The 19,810-nt window shown below is 58.5% G+C and carries 24 protein-coding genes and 1 pseudogene; 11 read left to right on the forward strand and 14 right to left on the reverse strand.

The features are described 5' to 3' along the window. Window positions 1-61 precede the first annotated feature (61 nt). The 6 genes from SynWH8101_RS03835 to SynWH8101_RS14580 all read left to right on the forward strand — a co-directional run bounded on the left by SynWH8101_RS03835 (window position 62) and on the right by SynWH8101_RS14580 (window position 4,836). Window positions 62-1,351, forward strand: coding sequence for a site-specific integrase (locus tag SynWH8101_RS03835; RefSeq protein WP_130128632.1), 1,290 nt, complete (start codon window positions 62-64; stop codon window positions 1,349-1,351). Between the two features lie 195 nt (window positions 1,352-1,546). Next, complete coding sequence (locus tag SynWH8101_RS03840) at window positions 1,547-1,864, forward strand: hypothetical protein (RefSeq protein WP_130128633.1); 318 nt, start codon at window positions 1,547-1,549, stop codon at window positions 1,862-1,864. Further along, on the forward strand, window positions 1,861-2,115 hold the full coding sequence (locus SynWH8101_RS03845; protein ID WP_130128634.1) for a hypothetical protein: 255 nt from the start codon (window positions 1,861-1,863) through the stop codon (window positions 2,113-2,115). Before SynWH8101_RS03840 ends, SynWH8101_RS03845 begins: the two co-directional genes overlap by 4 nt. A 603-nt stretch (window positions 2,116-2,718) precedes the next feature. Beyond that, window positions 2,719-3,138 (forward strand): hypothetical protein, encoded by a 420-nt coding sequence (locus SynWH8101_RS13990; protein ID WP_165380911.1) that lies wholly within the window; start codon window positions 2,719-2,721, stop codon window positions 3,136-3,138. Then, window positions 3,128-4,546: an AAA family ATPase gene (locus SynWH8101_RS03850; RefSeq protein ID WP_130128635.1), complete on the forward strand. Its 1,419-nt coding sequence runs from the start codon at window positions 3,128-3,130 to the stop codon at window positions 4,544-4,546. Before SynWH8101_RS13990 ends, SynWH8101_RS03850 begins: the two co-directional genes overlap by 11 nt. Continuing rightward, window positions 4,540-4,836 carry a DUF4326 domain-containing protein gene (locus tag SynWH8101_RS14580; RefSeq protein WP_130128636.1) on the forward strand — a complete coding sequence of 99 codons (297 nt, stop codon included), beginning with the start codon at window positions 4,540-4,542 and terminating at the stop codon, window positions 4,834-4,836. Before SynWH8101_RS03850 ends, SynWH8101_RS14580 begins: the two co-directional genes overlap by 7 nt. Window positions 4,837-4,921: 85 nt before the next feature. Here SynWH8101_RS14580 and SynWH8101_RS03860 read toward each other — a convergent pair whose 3' ends face one another. From SynWH8101_RS03860 to SynWH8101_RS03870, 3 genes are all read right to left on the reverse strand, one after another. Then, complete coding sequence (locus SynWH8101_RS03860) at window positions 4,922-5,248, reverse strand: hypothetical protein (protein WP_130128637.1); 327 nt, start codon at window positions 5,246-5,248, stop codon at window positions 4,922-4,924. 283 nt (window positions 5,249-5,531) lie between these two features. Then, complete coding sequence (locus tag SynWH8101_RS03865; RefSeq protein ID WP_130128638.1) at window positions 5,532-5,900, reverse strand: hypothetical protein; 369 nt, start codon at window positions 5,898-5,900, stop codon at window positions 5,532-5,534. Further along, the gene (locus SynWH8101_RS03870; RefSeq protein WP_130128639.1) at window positions 5,897-6,301 is read right to left on the reverse strand and encodes a hypothetical protein; all 405 of its coding nucleotides are present in this window, start codon (window positions 6,299-6,301) and stop codon (window positions 5,897-5,899) included. The genes SynWH8101_RS03865 and SynWH8101_RS03870 overlap by 4 nt, the downstream gene beginning before the upstream one ends. A gap of 283 nt (window positions 6,302-6,584) precedes the next feature. Here SynWH8101_RS03870 and SynWH8101_RS14000 point away from each other — a divergent pair, with 283 nt between their 5' ends. Beyond that, on the forward strand, window positions 6,585-6,725 hold the full coding sequence (locus SynWH8101_RS14000; RefSeq protein WP_165380913.1) for a hypothetical protein: 141 nt from the start codon (window positions 6,585-6,587) through the stop codon (window positions 6,723-6,725). A gap of 54 nt (window positions 6,726-6,779) precedes the next feature. On the opposite strand, the gene SynWH8101_RS14585 is transcribed toward SynWH8101_RS14000, so the two are convergent. After that, complete coding sequence (locus tag SynWH8101_RS14585) at window positions 6,780-6,980, reverse strand: hypothetical protein (protein ID WP_130128640.1); 201 nt, start codon at window positions 6,978-6,980, stop codon at window positions 6,780-6,782. Window positions 6,981-7,437: 457 nt separating this feature from the next. Between SynWH8101_RS14585 and SynWH8101_RS03880 the strand changes: the two genes are divergently transcribed. Then, on the forward strand, window positions 7,438-8,124 hold the full coding sequence (locus SynWH8101_RS03880) for a response regulator transcription factor (protein WP_130128641.1): 687 nt from the start codon (window positions 7,438-7,440) through the stop codon (window positions 8,122-8,124). Continuing rightward, on the forward strand, window positions 8,105-9,418 hold the full coding sequence (locus tag SynWH8101_RS03885; protein ID WP_130128642.1) for a HAMP domain-containing sensor histidine kinase: 1,314 nt from the start codon (window positions 8,105-8,107) through the stop codon (window positions 9,416-9,418). Before SynWH8101_RS03880 ends, SynWH8101_RS03885 begins: the two co-directional genes overlap by 20 nt. A gap of 11 nt (window positions 9,419-9,429) precedes the next feature. Here the strand turns inward: SynWH8101_RS03885 and SynWH8101_RS03890 are convergent, their stop codons facing one another. Continuing rightward, window positions 9,430-9,690, reverse strand: a complete 261-nt coding sequence (locus SynWH8101_RS03890) for a hypothetical protein (protein ID WP_130128643.1) — start codon at window positions 9,688-9,690, stop codon at window positions 9,430-9,432. Window positions 9,691-9,835: 145 nt separating this feature from the next. Here SynWH8101_RS03890 and SynWH8101_RS03895 point away from each other — a divergent pair, with 145 nt between their 5' ends. Further along, entirely contained in the window at window positions 9,836-10,693 is an 858-nt protein-coding gene (locus tag SynWH8101_RS03895; protein ID WP_130128644.1) for a hypothetical protein, read from the forward strand. A 399-nt stretch (window positions 10,694-11,092) separates the two neighbouring features. Further along, entirely contained in the window at window positions 11,093-13,819 is a 2,727-nt protein-coding gene (locus SynWH8101_RS03900; protein WP_130128645.1) for a S8 family serine peptidase, read from the forward strand. A gap of 131 nt (window positions 13,820-13,950) precedes the next feature. Here the strand turns inward: SynWH8101_RS03900 and SynWH8101_RS03905 are convergent. The 9 genes and pseudogenes from SynWH8101_RS03905 to SynWH8101_RS03940 form a co-directional block, all read right to left on the reverse strand. Further along, window positions 13,951-14,409 (reverse strand): annotated as a pseudogene (locus tag SynWH8101_RS03905) (secondary thiamine-phosphate synthase enzyme YjbQ); the annotation flags it as partial. 20 nt (window positions 14,410-14,429) lie between these two features. Beyond that, entirely contained in the window at window positions 14,430-15,194 is a 765-nt protein-coding gene (locus SynWH8101_RS03910) for an MBL fold metallo-hydrolase (RefSeq protein WP_130128647.1), read from the reverse strand. Next, the gene (locus tag SynWH8101_RS14495; protein ID WP_255423176.1) at window positions 15,191-15,319 is read right to left on the reverse strand and encodes a hypothetical protein; all 129 of its coding nucleotides are present in this window, start codon (window positions 15,317-15,319) and stop codon (window positions 15,191-15,193) included. Before SynWH8101_RS14495 ends, SynWH8101_RS03910 begins: the two co-directional genes overlap by 4 nt. Window positions 15,320-15,352: 33 nt before the next feature. Beyond that, window positions 15,353-16,225 carry an EamA family transporter gene (locus SynWH8101_RS03915; protein ID WP_130128648.1) on the reverse strand — a complete coding sequence of 291 codons (873 nt, stop codon included), beginning with the start codon at window positions 16,223-16,225 and terminating at the stop codon, window positions 15,353-15,355. Beyond that, window positions 16,225-17,421, reverse strand: a complete 1,197-nt coding sequence (locus SynWH8101_RS03920; protein ID WP_130128649.1) for a chloride channel protein — start codon at window positions 17,419-17,421, stop codon at window positions 16,225-16,227. The genes SynWH8101_RS03915 and SynWH8101_RS03920 overlap by 1 nt, the downstream gene beginning before the upstream one ends. Next, window positions 17,418-17,657: a 2Fe-2S iron-sulfur cluster-binding protein gene (locus SynWH8101_RS03925; protein ID WP_130128650.1), complete on the reverse strand. Its 240-nt coding sequence runs from the start codon at window positions 17,655-17,657 to the stop codon at window positions 17,418-17,420. Before SynWH8101_RS03925 ends, SynWH8101_RS03920 begins: the two co-directional genes overlap by 4 nt. After that, complete coding sequence (locus SynWH8101_RS03930) at window positions 17,654-19,159, reverse strand: cobyric acid synthase (protein ID WP_130128651.1); 1,506 nt, start codon at window positions 19,157-19,159, stop codon at window positions 17,654-17,656. The genes SynWH8101_RS03925 and SynWH8101_RS03930 overlap by 4 nt, the downstream gene beginning before the upstream one ends. Beyond that, complete coding sequence (locus SynWH8101_RS03935) at window positions 19,156-19,557, reverse strand: type II toxin-antitoxin system death-on-curing family toxin (protein ID WP_130128652.1); 402 nt, start codon at window positions 19,555-19,557, stop codon at window positions 19,156-19,158. The genes SynWH8101_RS03930 and SynWH8101_RS03935 overlap by 4 nt, the downstream gene beginning before the upstream one ends. Beyond that, window positions 19,554-19,781: an AbrB/MazE/SpoVT family DNA-binding domain-containing protein gene (locus SynWH8101_RS03940; RefSeq protein ID WP_130128653.1), complete on the reverse strand. Its 228-nt coding sequence runs from the start codon at window positions 19,779-19,781 to the stop codon at window positions 19,554-19,556. The genes SynWH8101_RS03935 and SynWH8101_RS03940 overlap by 4 nt, the downstream gene beginning before the upstream one ends. Between the last annotated feature and the right edge of the window lie 29 nt (window positions 19,782-19,810).

Below are 19,810 nucleotides of genomic sequence, written 5' to 3' on the forward strand. Positions count from 1 at the left end.
AGATCCCGCTTCTTAGCTGGTTTTCTGCCCTCCTCTGGCGCATTTGGCGCACGTTTGGCGCATGGCACCCCGTCAGCAATGGTTCGACCTCCTGCGGCTGCAGCTTCGCCAGCAGCACGGCAAGGGTTGGAGCGTGCGGGAGATTGGGGCCAGCAGCCGCAACCCGATCGGACGGTGTCAGCTCACAAGGATCTGGGAGGATCGCACCCGCTCCAGCGTGGTGATGCCTCTGGAGTGGAAGGCCACCAATGCAACCGCGATCCTGGCAACCGTTGGCCAATTGCGCAGCCTGATGGAGGAGCGCAACCTCAGCCTGCAGGATGCGCACAAGCTCAACACTGAGCTGCTGTCAGGCCCTGCTGCTACCCAGGAAGGTTTTGCGGGCTGGCCAGAGGTCGCCGCTCGATTCCTGAAGTCACAAGACGGCAGGCGCAGCTCAACACTCCGCGATTTGACCGCAAGGGTCGAGCGAACGCTGCAGGCATTGCAGACGAAGCCGGCGCCTCGGGATGGTGCGTCCTTAATGCGCACCTATGCCAGTAAGTTCTTCGAGAGCTGCCCTGCTGGCGGCGTAGGCCGGAAGCGCAATCTTCTCGACGTGGCCCGCTTTCTCACCTATGCAGTCGATGAGTGCGGAGCGCCGACAAGGTTCTACCCACCGAGCAAGGCAAAGATCAATGAGTTGATTGGTTCAGCCGAGACTTCAGCCGCCGATCACCTGACGCCGCCGGTCATGCCAGAGGATCTGGCAGCTCTGCTGGATCAGTTGGAGGCCGATGGTGAGCATGAGCTGCGGCTGGCGGTTGGGCTGGTGGGTCTGTTCGGTCTAAGACCTGCTGAGCTGGCTGTGCTCCAAGTGCGTGATGGCAAGGCTTATGTGGGCAACGTGAAGCGCAACAGCAGCAATTTGGGCAGCAAAGCCAAACCAGCCCGGCTGGTGAAGCCCATTGATATTGCAGGTCGTGAGGGTGAGGGTGAGCGCCTGCTGCAGCTCTATGCCAGTGGGCTAGTGAAGCTGCCTAAGTCGATCCGCACTCAGATCGCCCTGGTGGAGCAGAAGGGCAAGTTCCAGGACGTTGGAGCTGACTTCCGCCAGAAGCTGGAGCGCTACAAGCCATGGCAGGCATTGGTGGCGCGGTGCCCAGGGGTCACGCCCTATTCACTGCGGCATGGGTATGCGTGGCGGGCACACTGCTGCAGCGCTAACCCCATGCACCCAAGAATCGCAGCAGCGCTGATGGGGCACAACGTTGCCACTCACCTGAAGCATTACGGGCAATGGACGGATGAGGCCAGCCTTGAGGCTGCCGTGGATCGATACAACCAAGGGGTTCACCCTGTGGCTGCCTAGGTGCACCTTGCACCCCCTGGGTGCACTTATGAATAAAGTCAGAGCAGTTAAGAGTAACTTATTTATCTGATTTTGCCTTTGCAGTGTTTGCAGTGAGTTTGACGGATAACAGGGCGGAGTAGGGATTAGGAGGGTGGCGCCGTTTTTGCGAACTGTCCGCATGGTGCGCTTGTCGTTTCAAACGAACCAACTCCAATGTCTGCGACCTCCAAAGCCATCGCGGCACGCCTCACATTCACTGTCGAAGTCAAGCTCTCCGTCTTGGCGACAGAGGCGAAATGGAAGAAGTTAACCAAGGATTACCGAGACCCTAATGAGAGCTGGGCAAGCGAAGCTCAATCGGTTATAGGTTGCTTCATTGAAGAAGAGCTGGCTCCTAAGCTCAGTGGCGAATTGACGGATTCTGTCAAAGTTGTTCTATCTGACGATACTATTTGCGGACTGGATGCAACCGAGCCAGCTATCTTTTGCTGTGACCTCGAAGACGTTGAGCTTGAGGAGGTGGGCTCATGAGCACCTCTCAGCAATGGCTGCCAACGCCTCAGGCTGCTGTGGCGATTGGCTGCAGTCAGAACCATCTGAAGCGCTGTCGTGATTCTCACGGTGGCTTCCTTGTCGGTGGTGAGGATTACATGCTCGGTTCCTCTCGCAGCGCTGCAATCCTCTGGAATGTTGATGCTGTTAGGAAGGCTTTCCATCATCGCGGAATGATGGCTCGCAAGGCTGAGGCCGTCCTGCGTGAGCTGCAGGAGGTTGGGGCATGAAGTTCCTGGAAGCCCAAAGGTTTCTACTCAGCTGTGGCTTTCGTGTTGATCGTGATGGGTCAATGCCTGGGTGTTATTGGGTAAAGCCTGGCCGGAAGATTGCAGAGCTGATGAATGATGAGATGGTGCTATTTGAGAGCTGGCATGGTGACGCTGATGACGTGAAGTACAAAGCAATGTGCCTCCGTCGCGCTCTGTCTGAGCGAGTCGAAGAAGTGTCTGTCACTGAGGTTAGGTAAAGAGAATGACCCCCACCAATGGCGAGGGCCTGTTCCACCCCGGACTCAGGTTAGCTGACCCTCTGCTTCACCTGCAGCGGGTTGATTCCTTGAGATCTAACTCTGGCACTGGGAGCAGGGCCAGTTGCTATCTCAGCGATGCGCCAAAGCATGCGCCAGATTGTCTCGGGTGGGCGGCATGTTGACTCGATCGTCCAAGCGCATGCCGTGCCCAATATGCGGGCGCAATAGCGATGGAGACTGCCGATTTAATGATGAGCTGATCCTTTGCCACCTCGGTTCGCGGTTCAGCCCACCAGAACACCTCCGAATCGGAGACGTTGTCAGCATCAATGGCACTGACTGGGCGTTGACTCGAACTGGAGTGGGCTACGACGGCGCAGCCCATCAATTCCAGCTACATCGCCCAAAGCCAACTAAGCGAGGCAGTGGGCCTTCGAGACGTATTCGCAGGCGACGCTCACTGAAGCTGATCGCACGATCTGATCTTCTGCAATTCCTCGCTGTCTATCGGGAGGCAATGCGGTGTCCTGAATTCATTCATTGCACCCCAGATGAGCTGAAGCACTACTTCCGCGCTATTGACACTGCATCCCAGCAGGGACCGCAACTGCTGGTAAAGCTGAACTCCCTGGCGAGTTCCGATCAATCTTGGCGGCGATACGCCAAAGCGGTGCAGCTCAAGCTCAAGACACTGGGCTATCAGCAAGCTGATGCCAATTTGTTCAGAAGGAATTGTCTAGGCGAAGTGTTGAACATGGGAGGACAAGATAATGTCTTCTGAACTTACCTACAACGAGCTAGTCAGGGCGACGTTGGATGCAATCACATCTGGCGACGAAGATGCGGAGATGGAGCATCGATCAGAATTGAAAACTTGCTTCCGCCTTACCGATGAACAAATCAACGGCAGGTTGTTTCGACTCTTAAGCCAAGGGACATTGGTCAAGTCAAATGCACAACATGATTCCGTTGATCTGGCGCACGTGGAGCAACTCACTTACCTGCTGGATGGCTGGATCCCAAGGGGTGATGTAAGCCTGTTCTATGGGGCAGCAGGAACCGGCAAAACATCCCTGCTCGCGGCCATTGCATACGCTCTTGCAAATGGCAGGAATCTGCTGGATCGTGAAAGTCCACCAGAACGACCTGGCCGAGCGCTGTTCATTGCAACCGATGGAGGTAATGCCACCTTCAAGAAAGCATTGGAGGATCTGGCAATTGACCCTCTTGACCCTGTTTTCAAGCCTGGGCACCCTGATCAACGAATCTGGGTGTGGGGCCACGAGCCTGGTCAAGGTCATCAGGCATGGGATGCCAGCATCAATGGCGTGATCAGGCTGCAGCAGTTCATCCAAGCCAAGCTGATTGATTTTGTCGTTATTGACAGCGCCAAATCGGTTAGCTCTCGTGCAGGCTGGAGCTACGCCAGTAACGAAAGTGTTAAAGCGATGCTTTCCTATCTGCGGGAGATCGTTTGCCAGCCAACCGGTTGCAATATCACCTTTCTAAGTCATGACGGCTTTGTAAAGGGTTCTGCGAGCGGTGCGAAAGCTTGGCAGGAAGAGCCATCCATGGTTGTTCACCTGATGCCAGCGACGGATCCCGATGGGCGGTTTACAGGCGTTACTGCGGAATTCAAAAAGGACCGCGCTGCCGTAGTGGATCCGCGAAGGAAGCTGACCTTCAGCCTGAACCGAGAGGATGGGGGTTACGACCTGGCATATGGGACCGCGAAGGTGGGCACCTGCGAGGACGCGATTATTCAGATCCTCTGGGATGCACATCAGCGAGGTGTGCGACACCTCAGCCGCAAAGGGTTAGCTGATGAGGTGTTTGCAGCGCATGGTAAAACTGCTAAGACCGTAGACAACACACTCGGGAAGATGACGCCAAGGCGGGTTGTCAAGCCCAAGCCGGGTTGTTACGCGCTTGCTCCAGGTGAGCTTCAGAGGCTTTCTCCTAATAAAGCTCTTGAAGAAGAAGGAAGGAATTTAAGTAAAAGCACTGCGGCGCAAGGGGAGTGGCGACTTCCCGGCCAGTTCCCAGGCCCTGCAGGTGGGAATCCCGAGATCTCCACGGGAATACTATCGGGAACGAACCAAACCCCTTTGCTGGACTGGGATGTCAGCAATTCCCTTCCCATCCAAGAGAGACTCCCCTACGAGATGGAGGACGGCGACGAATGGTGAGCCGAAATCCCAACCGCTTCAGAATTGGCAACTACTTCCAACCCAACCCGCCGAACAGCAAAAGGGTTACGCGGCCATCTCGATGGGGAAATCCGTTTAGGGTCGGCATTGAGGCTGCCGATGCCTCGCAGGCTGTGGCGATGTTCCGCGAACACCTACACCATCATCCTGAGTTGGTGGCACTGGCAAGGCGGGAGCTTGCTGGCTTTGATCTGGCCTGCACCTGCCCATTGGATCAACCCTGTCATGCAGATGTCTGGCTGGAGGTGGCGAATCAACCCTCTGCCTGAGTAGCAGAAGGTCAATCTGTTCAGTCACGTTCCAGCAACTGAGCAGCTCTGCCTAAGGATGCCCATTGATGCGCCAAATCCTGCGTCAACCGCGCTCCAGCAGGCCGGTGAGCTGAGCCAGCAACTTCACGCAAGCCACCGTCTCCCCAAAACGCTCGGACGCAGCACAACGCCTTGCCGTGCTCTGCAACGTGGAGATCATCTGACTGAGCAGCTCATCGCGCTGCGTTGCGCTGATGCCTGCTAGGAGCTGTTTCTGAGCTTTCTCGATGTAGCGGTCTGCTGTTCTTGGGCTGACCCCCTCTACTTCAGTCAGGTGCGTCTTGATCTCGACTCTGGGCCGGAGTAGCGACAGCTCCCGCAACACCCACGCCTGCCGGGCTGCTGCTTCCGCTCGGGTGCTCTTCACCATGGTTTGCCCTCCAGCGCGAGGCGTTCTTGAACTTCCGCCCATTCCGCTGGGTGCTGCTCACACCACAGATCCTTGATCGCGCCAGCCTTCCAGCACCACACGCAATGGATCACACGGCGGAAGTCATCAGGTTGTGGTGGTGGTGCGGACAGGATCCCGCCGCTCACAGCGCGACCTAGGAGGGTGCTGCCTCCTGAGTGTTTGTGCTGCCACCATTGGAGATGCAGGTCCTGGAAGGATTGCGGCACCCGCTCGATGAACGTTCTGGTGACAGTGGAAGCCATCAGGCGCCGCCTCCGTCGTGTTCCGTGCCATCGAGTACCTCCAGCAGCCGCAGGCGTTCAATGGCAATCAGTGCGGCCTCTTCTTGCAGGGCTCCGGCCTGCCTGCGGATCTGTTCTTGTAGAGAATTGATCCGATCCTGTTTGCTGTCGATTGCCTGCATGATCTGATTTTTGTAGAAGTCACGTTTTGCAAGTGCTGGTAGCTGCTGACCCCAAACCCACTCAATGAACGCAGGCGCTGGGCCTGAGTTTTCTGGGTTGTCTTCGCGGTCGCGTTCTTCGATGAGTTTGTCGAGCGTGACTTGATAGTCGCGCCCTTCAAGTTTCAGCCAACCGAGCAATGGATGAGAACGGGTGAGGCGCCTCATGACCCAAGCCTCCGACCGTTGACGGGATTGACACCAGCGATGGCGTAACGCTCGCGTTGCTGTTGCGCTGCTGCGTTCTGTTGCTGCAAGCGTTCAACGCGGAGCCGCATGGCTTCGGCTGCCATTTTGCGTGCCTCTGCACGTTCCTCTGCAATGCGAGCACTGCCTGAGTTGATGCCTAAGTAACTCGCCAGAGGTTCATCGTAGGAATTGACCAACCCCCGAGCGGTAAGGTTCCCTTTGATCGCTTCTATGTTGACCGGGCGGCCGTAGTTGCGATTCGGCAGAAGCCGCTCCATACCTGGGATCCTGCGGAGTCTGGCTTCTAGCTTTTTAGCTTCCATCTCGACCGCTTCTAGATCGTGATGAGCCTGAGCAATCTGTTGATCTAGGTCAGGCATGATGGGCAGCGCGACGGGCTTGTGGACTAGAAAGTGGGCACTCGGGGGGGTGGGGCAAGTCGTCATCAATGGAACGACGTTCAGCAGCAGCCTCAGCCTTGAGTTGCTGGAGAATTGCGTGCCCTGCGAGTGTTGTGGGTAATGCAGGAAGGGCCAAAGGGTGGCAGCGGTTACCCAAATTATGGCGAGTTTTTTATTGACAACCACCCCTGACGTGGTATCATGAATCCGTTGGAAGCGATGCGCTTAGCGCACCACCAACTCAAAAGCAATTAAAGCACCAATGACCAACGCCGACCGCTTGGAGGTGCTGTGGCAGTTGTATCAACAGCTCGACGCAGTTATCACCTCCGAAGAAATGGAAGCCTACCCATTTATGACTCACCTCGCAGATCTCATCAGCGACCTTGAGGACGAGGAATAAAAAAGCGGGGTCTCCCCCGCCTTGATTCACAATGTCTGAGTTTTCATTCTAAAGCTATTCAATCAGTGAGCGTTCCAAAAGGAACGCCAGCAATCCCGATAGCGAGCGTCCTTCTTCATCAGCACGACGCTGCAACTTATCTTTCACTGTCCAAGGCACAGTGCAAGTGATGCGTTCAGGTGTGCGCTGCAAAACTGTTGCAGCCGCAGTCAATGTGGGTGACGGCAGGGCGCGCCGTGGATAGACAGAAGTCATCAGTTCAATTCCGGTTGGACTGGTCGCGGGTCAGGCGGTTGCCGCCGCGCTGGCCCACCAAAAGCTTATGACGCAAAAGGGGTGCACCCTGCAGCATGCAGCAGATCTGCTCCACTGGGCCCTGGCCCAGCTAAGCCAGCCCCAACCCTGCGGGCAGAAGCATCCATGGCCAGAACCCAGTTAGGCCAGGCGGTTTTGAATTTGGCGCATGGTTTGGCGCAAAACAAACTGACACAAATTCCCTAAGCAGTTGTGTCGCAATGGATCTCGGTTGATATCTCTTCTACATGGCATGCAGGGGGTCAGGAGTTCGAGTCTCCTTGGCTCCATTCAATTCAAAATAGACCACGTTGTGTGGTCAGATCTCCGAGTCGTTCACGCTTTCTTTACGACCAAGGGTTGATGCTCTGGTCAGAAGGCGATGGCGATTGGGCGATCGTCGGACGTTGCGTGTTCTATGAAGCTTCTTGTCGTCGAAGATGACCCTGTGATCAGGGGTGCGATCTGCGATCTCATTCGCCATTGGGGTCATGCGGCCGATGATGCAGCCGACGGGGCGATGGGGTGGTCGATGCTTCAAGACGCCGTTTACGACTTGGTGATCCTCGATCTCAACCTGCCTCGGATGGATGGACTTGAGGTTTGTCGTCGCTTGCGTCAATCCTCCTTGCATCAGCCTTTGGTGCTGATGCTCACGGCACGGGATACCAGTGCCGACACGGTGGCGGGTCTCGATCATGGAGCTGATGATTACATCGTCAAGCCTTTTGATCCCGAGTTGCTGAGGGCCAGGGTCACAGCGCTATTGCGGAGGGCGAGTCGACCCCTGACCCAGGAGTTGGCCTGGGGCGCCTTGCTGCTCGATCGCGACCAACGCACGGCTTGGTATGCCGGCGCTGATCTTCAACTCACTCCCAAGGAGCACCTGTTGTTGGAGGCGTTGCTTCAGGCGCAAGGCAAAACCTGTTCCAAAGAGCAGTTGTTGAATGCGGCATGGGGCTGGTCGGACACGCCCGGTGAAGAAAGTGTGAAAACCCATGTCAAGAACATTCGCAGCAAGCTTGCTGCGCGAGGAGCCCCGAGCGATTTTGTGGAGACTGTCTATGGCGTGGGCTTTCGCATGAATGGCCTCCATTCAGCCTGATCTGACCCTGATCCGATGGCGTCTCACAGGACGCTTTGGTGTGATTGTGGGCATTGTGCTGCTGGTCTTCGGTGGCGTTGTGTATGCACAAGTCGCTGATGCACGTCGGGGTTTATTGCGCGAACAGCTCAATCAGCTGGCCTCTGCGGCGACCTCACAGATGCCCTTGATCCTCCATGAAACGGAGGAATACACCTCGATGCCGCAACTCCATCATGAATGGGCCAGTCAGGGTGTTCTTGATACGGAGGGGCTCAATCTGCAGCACAAGCGGATTGAGTGGTTGGATGTTGATCTGCAGCCATTAGATACGTATGGCCGTTTTCAACCCAAAGGAGCTGCACTGATTCCCCGCCGTGATCGTCGCCAACAACGCGTGATCCAGCTTGAGAATGGCCTTGCCCTTTGGCAGCCGGTTTTCCTCCGTGTTGGCCAAGACGCCGGTGTGAAACTGCGTGGTTATGTCAGCGTGGCCCTGTCCTCCGCGAGCTCTGATGACGAATTGGCGCGTTTACGTGGTGGTTTGTTGATTGGTGCTCTCGCTGCGGCAGTGATCTCCGCTTTGGCGTCGCAATGGATGGTCGCCACATCGTTGCGCCCGATTCGCGATCAGATTCAACGGCTCACGCAATTCACGGCTGATGCTTCCCACGAATTGCGTCATCCCCTCACCGCAATTCGTGCCACGATCGGCAGTTTGGTTCAAGGTGCTGAATTGCAGGGATGTGCTCCTGTCGTGCAGGAGCGGATTCACACCATTGATCAGGCGACTGAGAGGATGAGTCACCTGGTGCAAGACCTGTTGCTGCTGGCACGGCTGGATCGTGCTGTGCAGAACCGTCACGATTGGCGGGTCTTTGATCTTGCTGATCTACTGGATGACCTTGTGCAGTTGTATGCATCCACTGCGGAACAGGCTGGTCTCACATTGCAGTTGCGTGCAACGTCTCTAAAGATTTTCGGTCAACCGGATCGACTCCACCAGCTGTTCACCAATTTGATCGTCAATGCTCTCCGCTTCACCCCTGAAGGCGGATATGTGGTGCTGTCGATGCAACGCTCTGGCCGTTTGGGGCAAGTGAGCGTGGAGGATTCGGGGCCAGGTATTGCACCAGAGTATCGAGCCCTGGTGTTTGAGCGCTTCTGGCAGGCTGATCCCTCACGAGCCGAGAGTGGCACTGGGCTTGGCTTGGCGATCAGTCTGGGAATCGCTGAAGCCCATGGCGGCACGCTCCGCGCTTGTGCGTCAACGCTTGGGGGGTGTCGGATGGTTGTCGAGCTGCCTCTGGCCTGAGCGTCGTGGCATCAGTCGTCCGTCCAGGTCTGCACAATGCTGCAGTTGGCAGGGTTGACCAAGAGCTTCACCTCCCGCCCATTGCGGTAGGCCTCCACCAGCACTTGTTGGCCCCCCATACCGTCGAGCTCCGCATGGTGATACCCCTGCTGGCTCAGGGTGCCACTGCAGGGTGCGGCACGGTGGGGGGAAGCGATCGCTGCTGGGAGCCCCGCGGTGATCAGAAGAAGGGCAGAGACCAAAGGCGCCGCCAGCACAGGGATTTGGGTCATGATTGAGTGGATGCTTGGACGTCATATCGAATGCTTCTTCTCTAACGAGCTGGTCGTGTGGAAGTCGTGAAGAGTGGCCTGGCGGTCCCTCACGAGTTCTTCACGTTGCTCTGGATAGTTTGAGTGTGTTGATTAAGGAGGCTTCATGTCTCGCAAGGATCGCTACAAATTTCGTCACTCCAAAGGTGTAGTAACGAGGCTATGGGAGTGGGATGATGGCAGATGGGAGCGAGAGTCTATTGATCGGGATGAGAGTTGGACGTATAAAAATGGAAAACTGATCAAGAAAGAAAGAGAGCATGGACGCGTTGAAGTTGAGATTTATTCTGATCCTAACAAGGATGGGGTTTTTGCTTTTGTAAGTAAACGTTTTGAGGGGTCAAGGACTTCGGGCGCGTCTAGAAAATTAGCTGGTTCTCGGCGCCGAGATGATATCGATGGTAGCGATCGAGATGATTCGATTCATGGTTATGATCATGATGATTACCTTTATGGTCGTAGAGGTGATGACATTATTAACGGTGGGCGTGGACGCGATACTGCTCGGTTCTCTGGCAGAAACAATCGAATTAATCTTAATACTACTAAGTGGCAGAATACTGGTGATGGTAGAGACAGGCTGATTTCGATTGAAAATGTTGATGCTGGATCTGGTCGGGACGTCGTCACGGGTAATCGTTTGGCTAATACTTTAAACGGTCAGGCCGGAAACGATCGTCTCTACGGCGGTAGTGGAAATGATGTGCTTATAGGTGGCGGCGGCAAGGACAGGGTTTGGGGGCAAGGTGGTCGAGATACTTTCCGGATTGTTCGAGGTATTGGGTATACTATTATTGAAGACTTTCAAGATGGTAAAGACCGAATTGAACTTGGCTCAGGTGCATCAGGACTCAGGATGCAGAACCGAGGTGATGACGTCTTCCTCTACCAACGTGGTGATCTCATGGCTATTGTTGAAGACGCAGCTGGTGAACTTCAGCGCAGCGGTAACTACCTCGCTTAAATCAAACCACGAAGCAACTGCAAAAGTCTTTTATCAACAATCAATTTTACCCGTTTAGCGCCAATTAAGCATCGGTAAAAATGCTGATATCGGCAAAATGAACTCTTAGGAATTCTGCATCAGGCTTGCTGGTGCAGCTCAGAGCCAACTGCTGAATCGAGTCGAAGGTAGAATTTTTCAATAAAGAAGCGTGAAAAGCTGTTCCCTGTTAGGTATCCCCAGAGTCCTTCGCGGTGAAGGAATGGCGAAGGCTCGCTCTTCAGGGCTATGCTGAATACAGAACAGTGAGGTTTCTCGTCAAGGTCCTCAAGGCCCTTGACCAAGGAGTATAATAATAACGTCAACACGTGATCAGTGTAAATACCTAGTCCGTGTTGATATCGTTGCCGGAGGAGTCTAATGCAAAACCTTCTCGAGTTCCTCAACCAACACGTGCAACGGCACAAAAAACTGCACTTGCTTGATCGGCATCGACCATCAACACCAGAGATTGAACTCAGCCAGCACACAACAAGCGAAGCACCCCAAGCGCATTACGTTTTCTTTGAAGGCCCATCATCCAGCACCAGTCTGACTAGCCGCTCGGCTTCAGCGCTTCAAGCAGCAGGAATAGACGTCTCCCCTTCGGCCTTCTATGGTGCCATCAATGGGTTCAGCATCCGGCTCACCCCACAGCAGGCCGATGCATTAAGGCTAATCCCAGGCATCAGCAGCGTTGAGGTTGACCAACCATTCCCACTAAGCCCACCAGTCGATACAAGGCCTGTTGATCCATTCACACATGTCGAAGCAATCGAGCCGAATCAAGCCATCGGACTCGATCACTTTTGGGTAAACCGCCACATCAACCAACCTGGTCAAAGAATCCGAGGGCTATACGGCATTGTGCTGAGTGCATTGCCCAGCTATGGCGACGGCAAGGCCAGCAGCGGCGAAGTACTGCCCTATGGCGTAAAAGCGGTCTGGGGAGGTGTGGATGTTTCCGCCAAGGGCAACATCGGTACCGGTACCTACGCCTTTGTAATCGATTCTGGTGTGCTCAACACCACCGGTGATCTGAACATCAACGCCGCATGGTCAAAAAGCTGGATCAGCGGTGAAAGCGCACTAACCGATGGCAACGGCCACGGCACTCATGTGGCCGGCACGATTGCGGCGCTGGCGAATGGCAACGGCGTGGTCGGGGTAGCGCCAGGCGCGGAAGTGATCTCCCTGAAAGTCTTCGACAGCAGTGGCGGTGGGGCCAGCTATAGCACGATTATCGATGCTATTAACTACGCAACCCAAGTTATTAACAGCAACGGCTTGGATAAGTCGAAGGTGGTGATCAACATGAGCCTTGGAGGTGGCTACAGCGCTGGCCTCGATAAAGCTGTTAAGAATGCCGCCGACCAGGGCATTAGATTCGCAATCGCGGCTGGCAATAGTGGTGACGATGCAGATTTTTATTCACCGGCAAGCGCTGGGGATCACGCGAACGTTTATACGGTTTCGGCCGTCGACAACGTCTACCAGATGCCCTGGTGGTCGAACTGGGACGACAGCAGCGGTGGCGATGATGTGGATGTGGCCGCGCCCGGAGTAGGGGTCTATTCCTATTACCAAGGTGGCCAAATGGCCTACCTAAGTGGCACCTCAATGGCTGCTCCCCATGTCGCGGGCCTGCTGCTGATGGGATCCGTCGAATATGGAGGCATGGTCAAGGCAGCGAATGGTGGCGTTGCCGATCCATTTGCTCTGATTCAAAGCGATAGCGAGGCACCAACAGAGCCAGATCCCACTCCCGATCCTGAACCCACACCACCTCCAAACGTCGACGGCCATCTCTATCTCGGCGCGGCAACTGGCGGAAGCACGATCAACATCTCCAACCAGTCCGGCTCTATTGAGCAAAGCAGCCTCGAAGCCCAACTCGGGCTGAAAGCAGGTGTACTTGACACCAATCTCAAAGGCACGCAAAAAGCGGTCGATGCCACAGAGGGATCAGCATTTCAGGCCAGCGGAACCGGCAAAGCAGGTGACACCATCACCTTTACCTTTGACTTCAACACAACAGATGCACTGCCGTACGCAGACTATGCCTTTTATGCGATTAATCAAAATGTTTACAGCCTTGCATCCTTAGGTATCGACACGACAGACGGAGGCGGCAAAAAAGGCGGCTTCACTTACACGCTGAGCGGGAAGGATTTTGGCGGAAAAACATCAGGATCCTTCAAGTTCTCTCTTGGTGTTGTCGATGCGGTCGACAATGCGTTCGACTCTCTACTCAGGATCGGAGCATTCGCGATCAACAGCTCAGCGGACAGTAGCAAAGGTCAATCAATCTTTGGAAATGCTGGAAGCGATTTGATGCTCGGCGGCGATCTCGATGACACCTTCTATGGATATTCGGGTAACGACACCATCAACGGCGGCTCAGGGCGCGACACCGCTCAGTTCTCCTCGCGTTCCAATCGCATCAACCTCAACACCACCCGCTGGCAAAACACCGGTGATGGCAGAGATCGACTCATCTCCATCGAGAACGTCAACGCTGGTTCTGGCAATGATGTGATCACTGGCAGTCGTACTCATAACACCCTCAATGGTCAAAGCGGAAACGACTGGCTTTACGGCAACCTCGGTAACGACATCATCAACGGCGGCTCAGGGCGCGACACCGCTCAGTTCTCCTCGCTTTCCAATCGTATCAACCTCAACACCAACCGCTGGCAAAACACCGGTGATGGCAGAGATCGACTCATCTCCATCGAGAATGTCAATGCTGGTTCTGGCAATGATGTGATTACTGGCAACAGAGCCAGAAACACCCTCAATGGTGATGCGGGCAATGACCGCCTCTACGGAGGAGGTGGTAACGATCTCCTCATCGGTGGCGGCGGCAAAGACAGGGTTTGGGGGCAAGGTGGTCGAGATACTTTCCGGATTGTTCGAGGTGTTGGATACACTATTATTGAAGACTTTCAAGACGGGAAAGACCGTATTCAGTTAGGGTCTGGGAGTGCCGGTCTAAGGCTTGCCAATCGTGGAGATGATGTGTTGCTTTATCAACGTAATGACCTAATGGCTGTCGTAGAAGATGCTGCCGGTGATCTGCGGTTGAGGGGCGGTTATCTTGTCTAGTGATAAGGCTTTTGGATTGTGTGGTTCGACTCCTAGGTTGTGCTGCTTGTGCTTTATTTCAGCCTTGGAAGATTAGTTTTTTGCGGTCAATTGCTTCATGCTTTGGGGAGCTGACAGACTCCAGTGGTCTGTCGCTGTTCACCCACAAAATGGCAGGCAATCCGTCGGCGATGGGGCATGGCGCGGTGTTCCCATAGATACACCGCCTGCCAGGTGCCCAGCAGCAGTCGGCCTCCACTCACGCTCAGGCTCATGGCCTGAGTCGTCAGCGCGGTGCGGATGTGGGCCGGCATGTCGTCGTTGCCTTCGTCGTCATGCCGGTAGCGATGGCGCTGGCCGTTCGCTGTCGTTGGGCCATGGCCGTCCTGAGGAACCACGGCCTCCATCCAGGCTGCTAGGTCTTCGAGTACCCGCGGGTCGGCGTTTTCATTGATCGTGAGGCTGCAGCTGGTATGAAGGCAGGTGAGGTGGAGAACGCCGGTGTCGATGCCAGTGGTCGCCAGCCACTGATTCAGTTGTGGATCGAGGCGCGTGAAACCCTGGCCATGGGTCTCAAACGAGAGCTGCTCGAGCACCTGTTGCATGGCCATGGCGGGGGCTTCGTTTCTTTTTACCCCGCCGCTGATGCTTTCGTCGCCGAGTGCGTCAGCGGGATTGCGATGCCTGGATTCGGCACCACCACTTGGCATCCCTCCAACCATGTCGGCATGGCGTCGGTCTTTTCACTCCCTTGCAACAGACCGCTAATCAGGCCACTGAAGCGCACATCGCCGCCGGTGGTGCTGGCGAGTACACGCTGCGGCTGGAATCGCTGCATCAGTGCGGGCAGTACTTTGGCGCCGGTGATGAAGTCACCCAGCAGGGGCAGGCCCAGATCCACCACCGGCGTGATCACCGTGTCGACCGCCCGCTTCGGCAGCGTGGGATCGAGCACGCCATGGGGCTCGAGGTAGAGCGACCCCTGAGGCCAATCGAGCAAGTAGCCGTTTTCCACCATTGGCACCGCAGCACCGGCCGTGGCCTGGATCGAGAGCTCTCCCACGCAGGTGTGCTCGCCCGAGCGCAGGCTGGTGATGGAGCTGAAGCCGAGACGCTGGGCCACCCGCGCTGCCGCTGGTGATGCCACGACAGGGAGGGTCTTCGGCAGCAGCTTCAGCGTGTCGGGATGGGCATGATCTGCCAGGCCCTGGGTGAGTAGCAGCAGATTGAGTGCCTCGGGGATCGGCCGTTCCTGAGGTAGCTCTCCTTTGAGCAGCCAGGGGCCTGGCGGAAACACCAGATCACCGCGCAGCCAGGGATCCACCAGCACCCGCAGGCCGCCGATTTCCAGCAACCAGCCGTTGGCTCCGAAATAGGTTGCTTGATCTGTCGTCACGACTGTTGTTGCGCTGGAGGTTGGAGGGATTCATCGATCCCTAGATCAATTTCGCCGATCCAGGCCACCATCGCGATCAAGGCGCCGATCGCACCGATCAGCAACAGCCAGCGGCGGGCGTTCATGAATGACTCGACGATGGACTGACCGTAAAGGGTTCAGCTGAGAACGGCGAGGGCAACCCCAGAGACAGCCAGCAGGGAGGCGAGCACACCGCCCAGCCTGGGGTGGTCGCCCTCGGCCCCTGCCACCAGCAGGGCCATCACCGGAGCAGTGCTCAAGAGGGTCACCCCAAGGCCCAGCGGCAGCCGTTGCAGCACCACCTGTTGCAGCAGGATGCCTAAGTTGGTGCCCAGCAGCGTCGCCAGCAGCACCCTGGGCCAGCGGGCGCGGCGGGGGCGTGGCCTGGCGAAGGGGGTGTTGAAGCGCAGCCAGGGCAGCAGCAGCACCAATCCACCCAACAGGCGGGTCGCAGCACTCTGCAATGGGGTCAGATCGCTCTGGGTCAGCACGCTGCGTGAGAGGGCGGCGCCGCTGACGCCGCAGAGCACCGCCAGCACAGCGCAGATCAAGCCCAGGCGCTGGCTCGTCGCCGATTGATCGCGCGGCACCGTCGCATCAGGTGGGCCCTGACGCGCCACCACCAGCACTGACACCGTCACCAGGGCGGCGCCGATCCAGGCCTGATGGGGCAGTTGCTCACCCAGGCCCACCACCCCGCCGATGGCGGCAGCGATCGGTGCCAGGGATTCCACCGTGAGGGTGCGGCGGGTGCCGAGACGGCGCAGGGCAGCGAGGTAGAAGCTGTCGCCGAGGGCGATGCCCACCCCGCCGCTAAGCAGCAGCAACACCAAGCCTGCGGGCTGCTGCATCCAGGGCAGGGTCAGCAGCACGGGCAGCAGCAGCAGGCAGGCGATGCCGTTTTTGAGTCCATTCAGCTGCAGGGCGGTGAGGGAGGTGGCCAGGCCGCGCCACAGACTGCTGGCCAAGGTCCAGGCCAGGGCGGCGATCAGCCCCGCGAGCCACCCCATCAGCGCTTGGTCTGCAGCATCGTTCCCACCAGCAGACCGATCACCAGAGCGCCGGCGCCATGACCCTGCAGCAGCGTGAGCCCCAGGATCAATCCCAACAGGGGTGAGGCGAGCAGGCTGCCCAGGCTGCCCCCCACGGCGCCGGAACACCAGCTCTCCAGGCCGCCGATTGCAGGCAGCAGCTGGTGCAGGCCCATGCCGATCGCACTGCTGGCCAGGATCACCGGAAAGAACTGGCCGCCACGCCAACCGGTTTCCAGGCAGCCTCCCACCAGCAGCAGTTTCACCAGGCCGGAGGCCACCAGCAGCGAGGGGCCGAGTTGCCAGTGGCCCAGCACCAGCGGTCGAAGTTGTTCCTCCCCGGAGAAGGGGGCGAGAGGCAGGGCCCACAGACAGACCCCCAGCACCAGCCCGGTGATCACAGGACACCACCAGCAGCGCTCCACAAGATTGAGCCGCTGCAACCAACCGCGCCAGCGCTTCAGGAGCAGGCCGCAGACGCCACCCACCAGCCCGGCGAGCAGCGCGGCGGCCAGGGCGCTGAGCCGTTGCTCCTGATCGGTCGGCCAGTCGTAGGGCACGCCGTGCAGCCCACCGCCCAGATCGCTGAGGCCATCAAACACCACAAAGCCGGCCATCCCGCCGAGGGTGGCGGGAAGCCAGCGCCAGAGCAGCTGCCAGCGGCGCCCGGCCAGGGCGGCCCCACCCAGCAACGGTGAGCGAAACAAGCCAAGACTGCCGGCCATGGCGGCAGCGATCAGATCCCGATCGGCGCCGCGCCAGATGCTATGGCTGGCGACAGCCACGAGACGCGTCATCAACGCCTCCGGTCCGAGGCTGCCACCACCGATCAGGGCGAGGGCGCCGCCAAGCAATTGCCTGCTGCCATGGCGGGTCTGCAGGCCTTCGGGATGGCGCAGTTCGCTGAGAGTTTCATGCATCTCCGGCAGACGGCTACCGGCCCGTCGTCGTTGCAGGAGGGCGATCAGCAGACCGATGCCCCCGCCCCAGAGCAGACACCAGCTCAGGCCCTGCGCACTCGGCAATCCCTGCAAGACGGCACGGCCCCAGATCCAGCCCTGAAGTTGCAGGGTGACCATCACCACCAGGGCCGCGAGGGCGCCGCCGGCGGCCCCGGCGCCCAGGGCGCGCAGGCTGCCCAGCAGCAGGGAATGGGTGGTGGAGGTCTGCGTCACCAGTAGGGATCGGTGGCCAGCTCCACCGTGAGGCGACCTGATGCTGACGCAGGAACGGTGGCGATGCAGGCGCGGATGGTGGTGCCATTCACGTCGAGTTCGCAGGCGCCGCAGCTACCGCCCAGACAGCCCGTGGGGATCGAGACGCCGGCCTCGCGAGCCGCCTGCAGCCAATCCGTTCCGGGCCTGCAGCGGCTCTGCTGCCCATTGGGCCACTGGATCAACACCTCGTTCATGGCTTCAGCAACGGCTCCAGGTTCACGTGTTGCTCGAAGGCATCGGCGAGGCGATCAAGCAGGGCTTCGCGCTGACGGCTGTGGTGGGGTTGCTGTTCGCTCAGCCATGGCAACCCTTTGCGCGTCCGCAGCTGGTTGAGCCAACGCCGGCGCCAGGGGCCGCTCTCAAATACACCGTGCAGATAGGTGCCTGCCACTGAGCCCCGCACCCAGCCCAGCTCCGCTTCAGCGCACAGCGTTTGGCAGGGTTCCAGGGCGGTGGTGCTGCCGCGGTGCAGCTCGAAGCCTTCCAGTTGGATGCCCTCGGCAGCTGAGGTGGTGTCGCTGTGCGTGGGCCAGAGCGCCGTGCTGCTGCGCTGGCGCAGTGCTTTGCTGCCGCCAAACACGGTGCGCAGGGGCAGCAGGTTGAGTCCTGGCGCGCTGCCCGCCCCGTTGTTGCCACCCTCCAGCCCCTGCGGATCGAGGAGCTCCCGGCCGAGCAGCTGCATGCCTCCGCAGATCCCAAACACCGCACCTCCTGCTGCCGCGTAGGTGTGCACATGCTTGCCCAAGCCGCTGCTCCGCAGGGCTTCCAAGTCGCGCAGGGTCTGCTTGCTGCCAGGCACCACCACGGCATCGGGGTTCCCCAGCTCCTCGCCGGGGGCTACCCAGCGCAACTGCACGCTTGGTTCGGCTTCGAGCGGATCGAGATCGGAGAAGTTGCTGAGGGAGGGCAGCTTGAGCACCGCGATCTCCAGTTCGGCGCCGCGTTTGCGGCCCCGGCGCTCCAACAGATCAAGCGAGTCTTCTGGCGGGAACAGCTCATCGAGCCAGGGCATCACCCCCAGCACCGGAATGCCGGTGTTGGCTTCCAGCCAGCGGCGACCTTCATCGAAGAGTTCGCGCCGGCCGCGGAAGCGATTGATCAAAAGGCCCCGGATCAGCGGACGCTCCACCGGCCGCAGCAGCGCCAGGGTGCCCACCAGCTGGGCGAACACACCGCCGCGTTCAATGTCGGCCACCAGGATGCAGCGGGCGCGTAGGTATTGGGCCAGGCGCAGGTTGGTGAGGTCGCGCGGTTGCAGGTTCACCTCAACCGGGCTGCCGGCCCCCTCCAGCACCAGTCGCCCGCCAGGGTGCGCCGCCTGCAGCTCGCTTAAGCCGCTGCGGATCGCCGCCCAGCCGGGACGGAACCAGTCGCGGTAGTAGTGCTCGGCGCGGCAGCTGCCCACCGATTGGCCCAGGTGGATCACCTCGCTGGTGCTGTCGCCCTGGGGCTTGAGCAGCACCGGGTTCATGGCGCACTGGGGTTCCAGCCCCGCCGCCCAGGCCTGCAGGGCCTGGGAGTAGGCCATCTCGCCGCCGGCCTGATCCACCCAGGCGTTGTTGCTCATGTTCTGCCCCTTGAAGGGCAGGGGCGTTTCACCACGGCGCCGCAGCACCCGGCAGAGCGCGGTCGTCATCAACGACTTGCCGGCACCGCTGCTGGTGCCCAGAACCATCAGGGGGGGAGGGACAGTCATGGTGCGACCACGCTGTTGCCTGCAAACCACGCCTCAAGCTCTTCCCAGGGCAGCTCACCAGCTGCCAATCGCTGAATCATCAACACCACGCTCTCATTGCTGGCCTGAAAGCTGAACCCGTTCAGACCGAGAAACACCACGGCGACGAGGAAGCCGCTGCGTTTGTTCCCGTCACTGAACGGGTGTGCCCGCACGATCGCCTCCGCGTAGGCCGCTGCCAGTTGCGGGATGGTGTGCAGTTCCCTGTCGCTCCAGCGCTGCTGCGGTCTGGCGAGTGCGGAATCCAGGGCGGTCTGGTTTCTGAGACCCTGGAGCCCTCCGTGCTCGAGGGTTTGTTGCCGGTGGATGGCCTCAACGGCAACGCTGGGGACCCAGCGAGGTTCCGCTGTGTTGCTCAACGGGCCAGCTCTCGTAGGGCGGGCTGGAATTGTCGTGCTGCTGCGCTGGCGAGTGCTAGGGCCTCCTCCACGGCGGGATCGAAGGGCGACAGCAAAATTCCTTGTTCCGTTTCGATCGCCTGAATCCGGTCACCGGGAGACAGATGAAAGCGGCGCGCCATCTCCGCTGGGATCGTGGCACTTAACGATCCGCCGGCCTGCCGCAAGGTGACTTCTGTTCCCATCACTCTCGACTAGTAGCATAAAGATGCTA

The sequence above is a fragment of the Synechococcus sp. WH 8101 genome, assembly GCF_004209775.1.
Taxonomy (GTDB): domain Bacteria; phylum Cyanobacteriota; class Cyanobacteriia; order PCC-6307; family Cyanobiaceae; genus Synechococcus_C.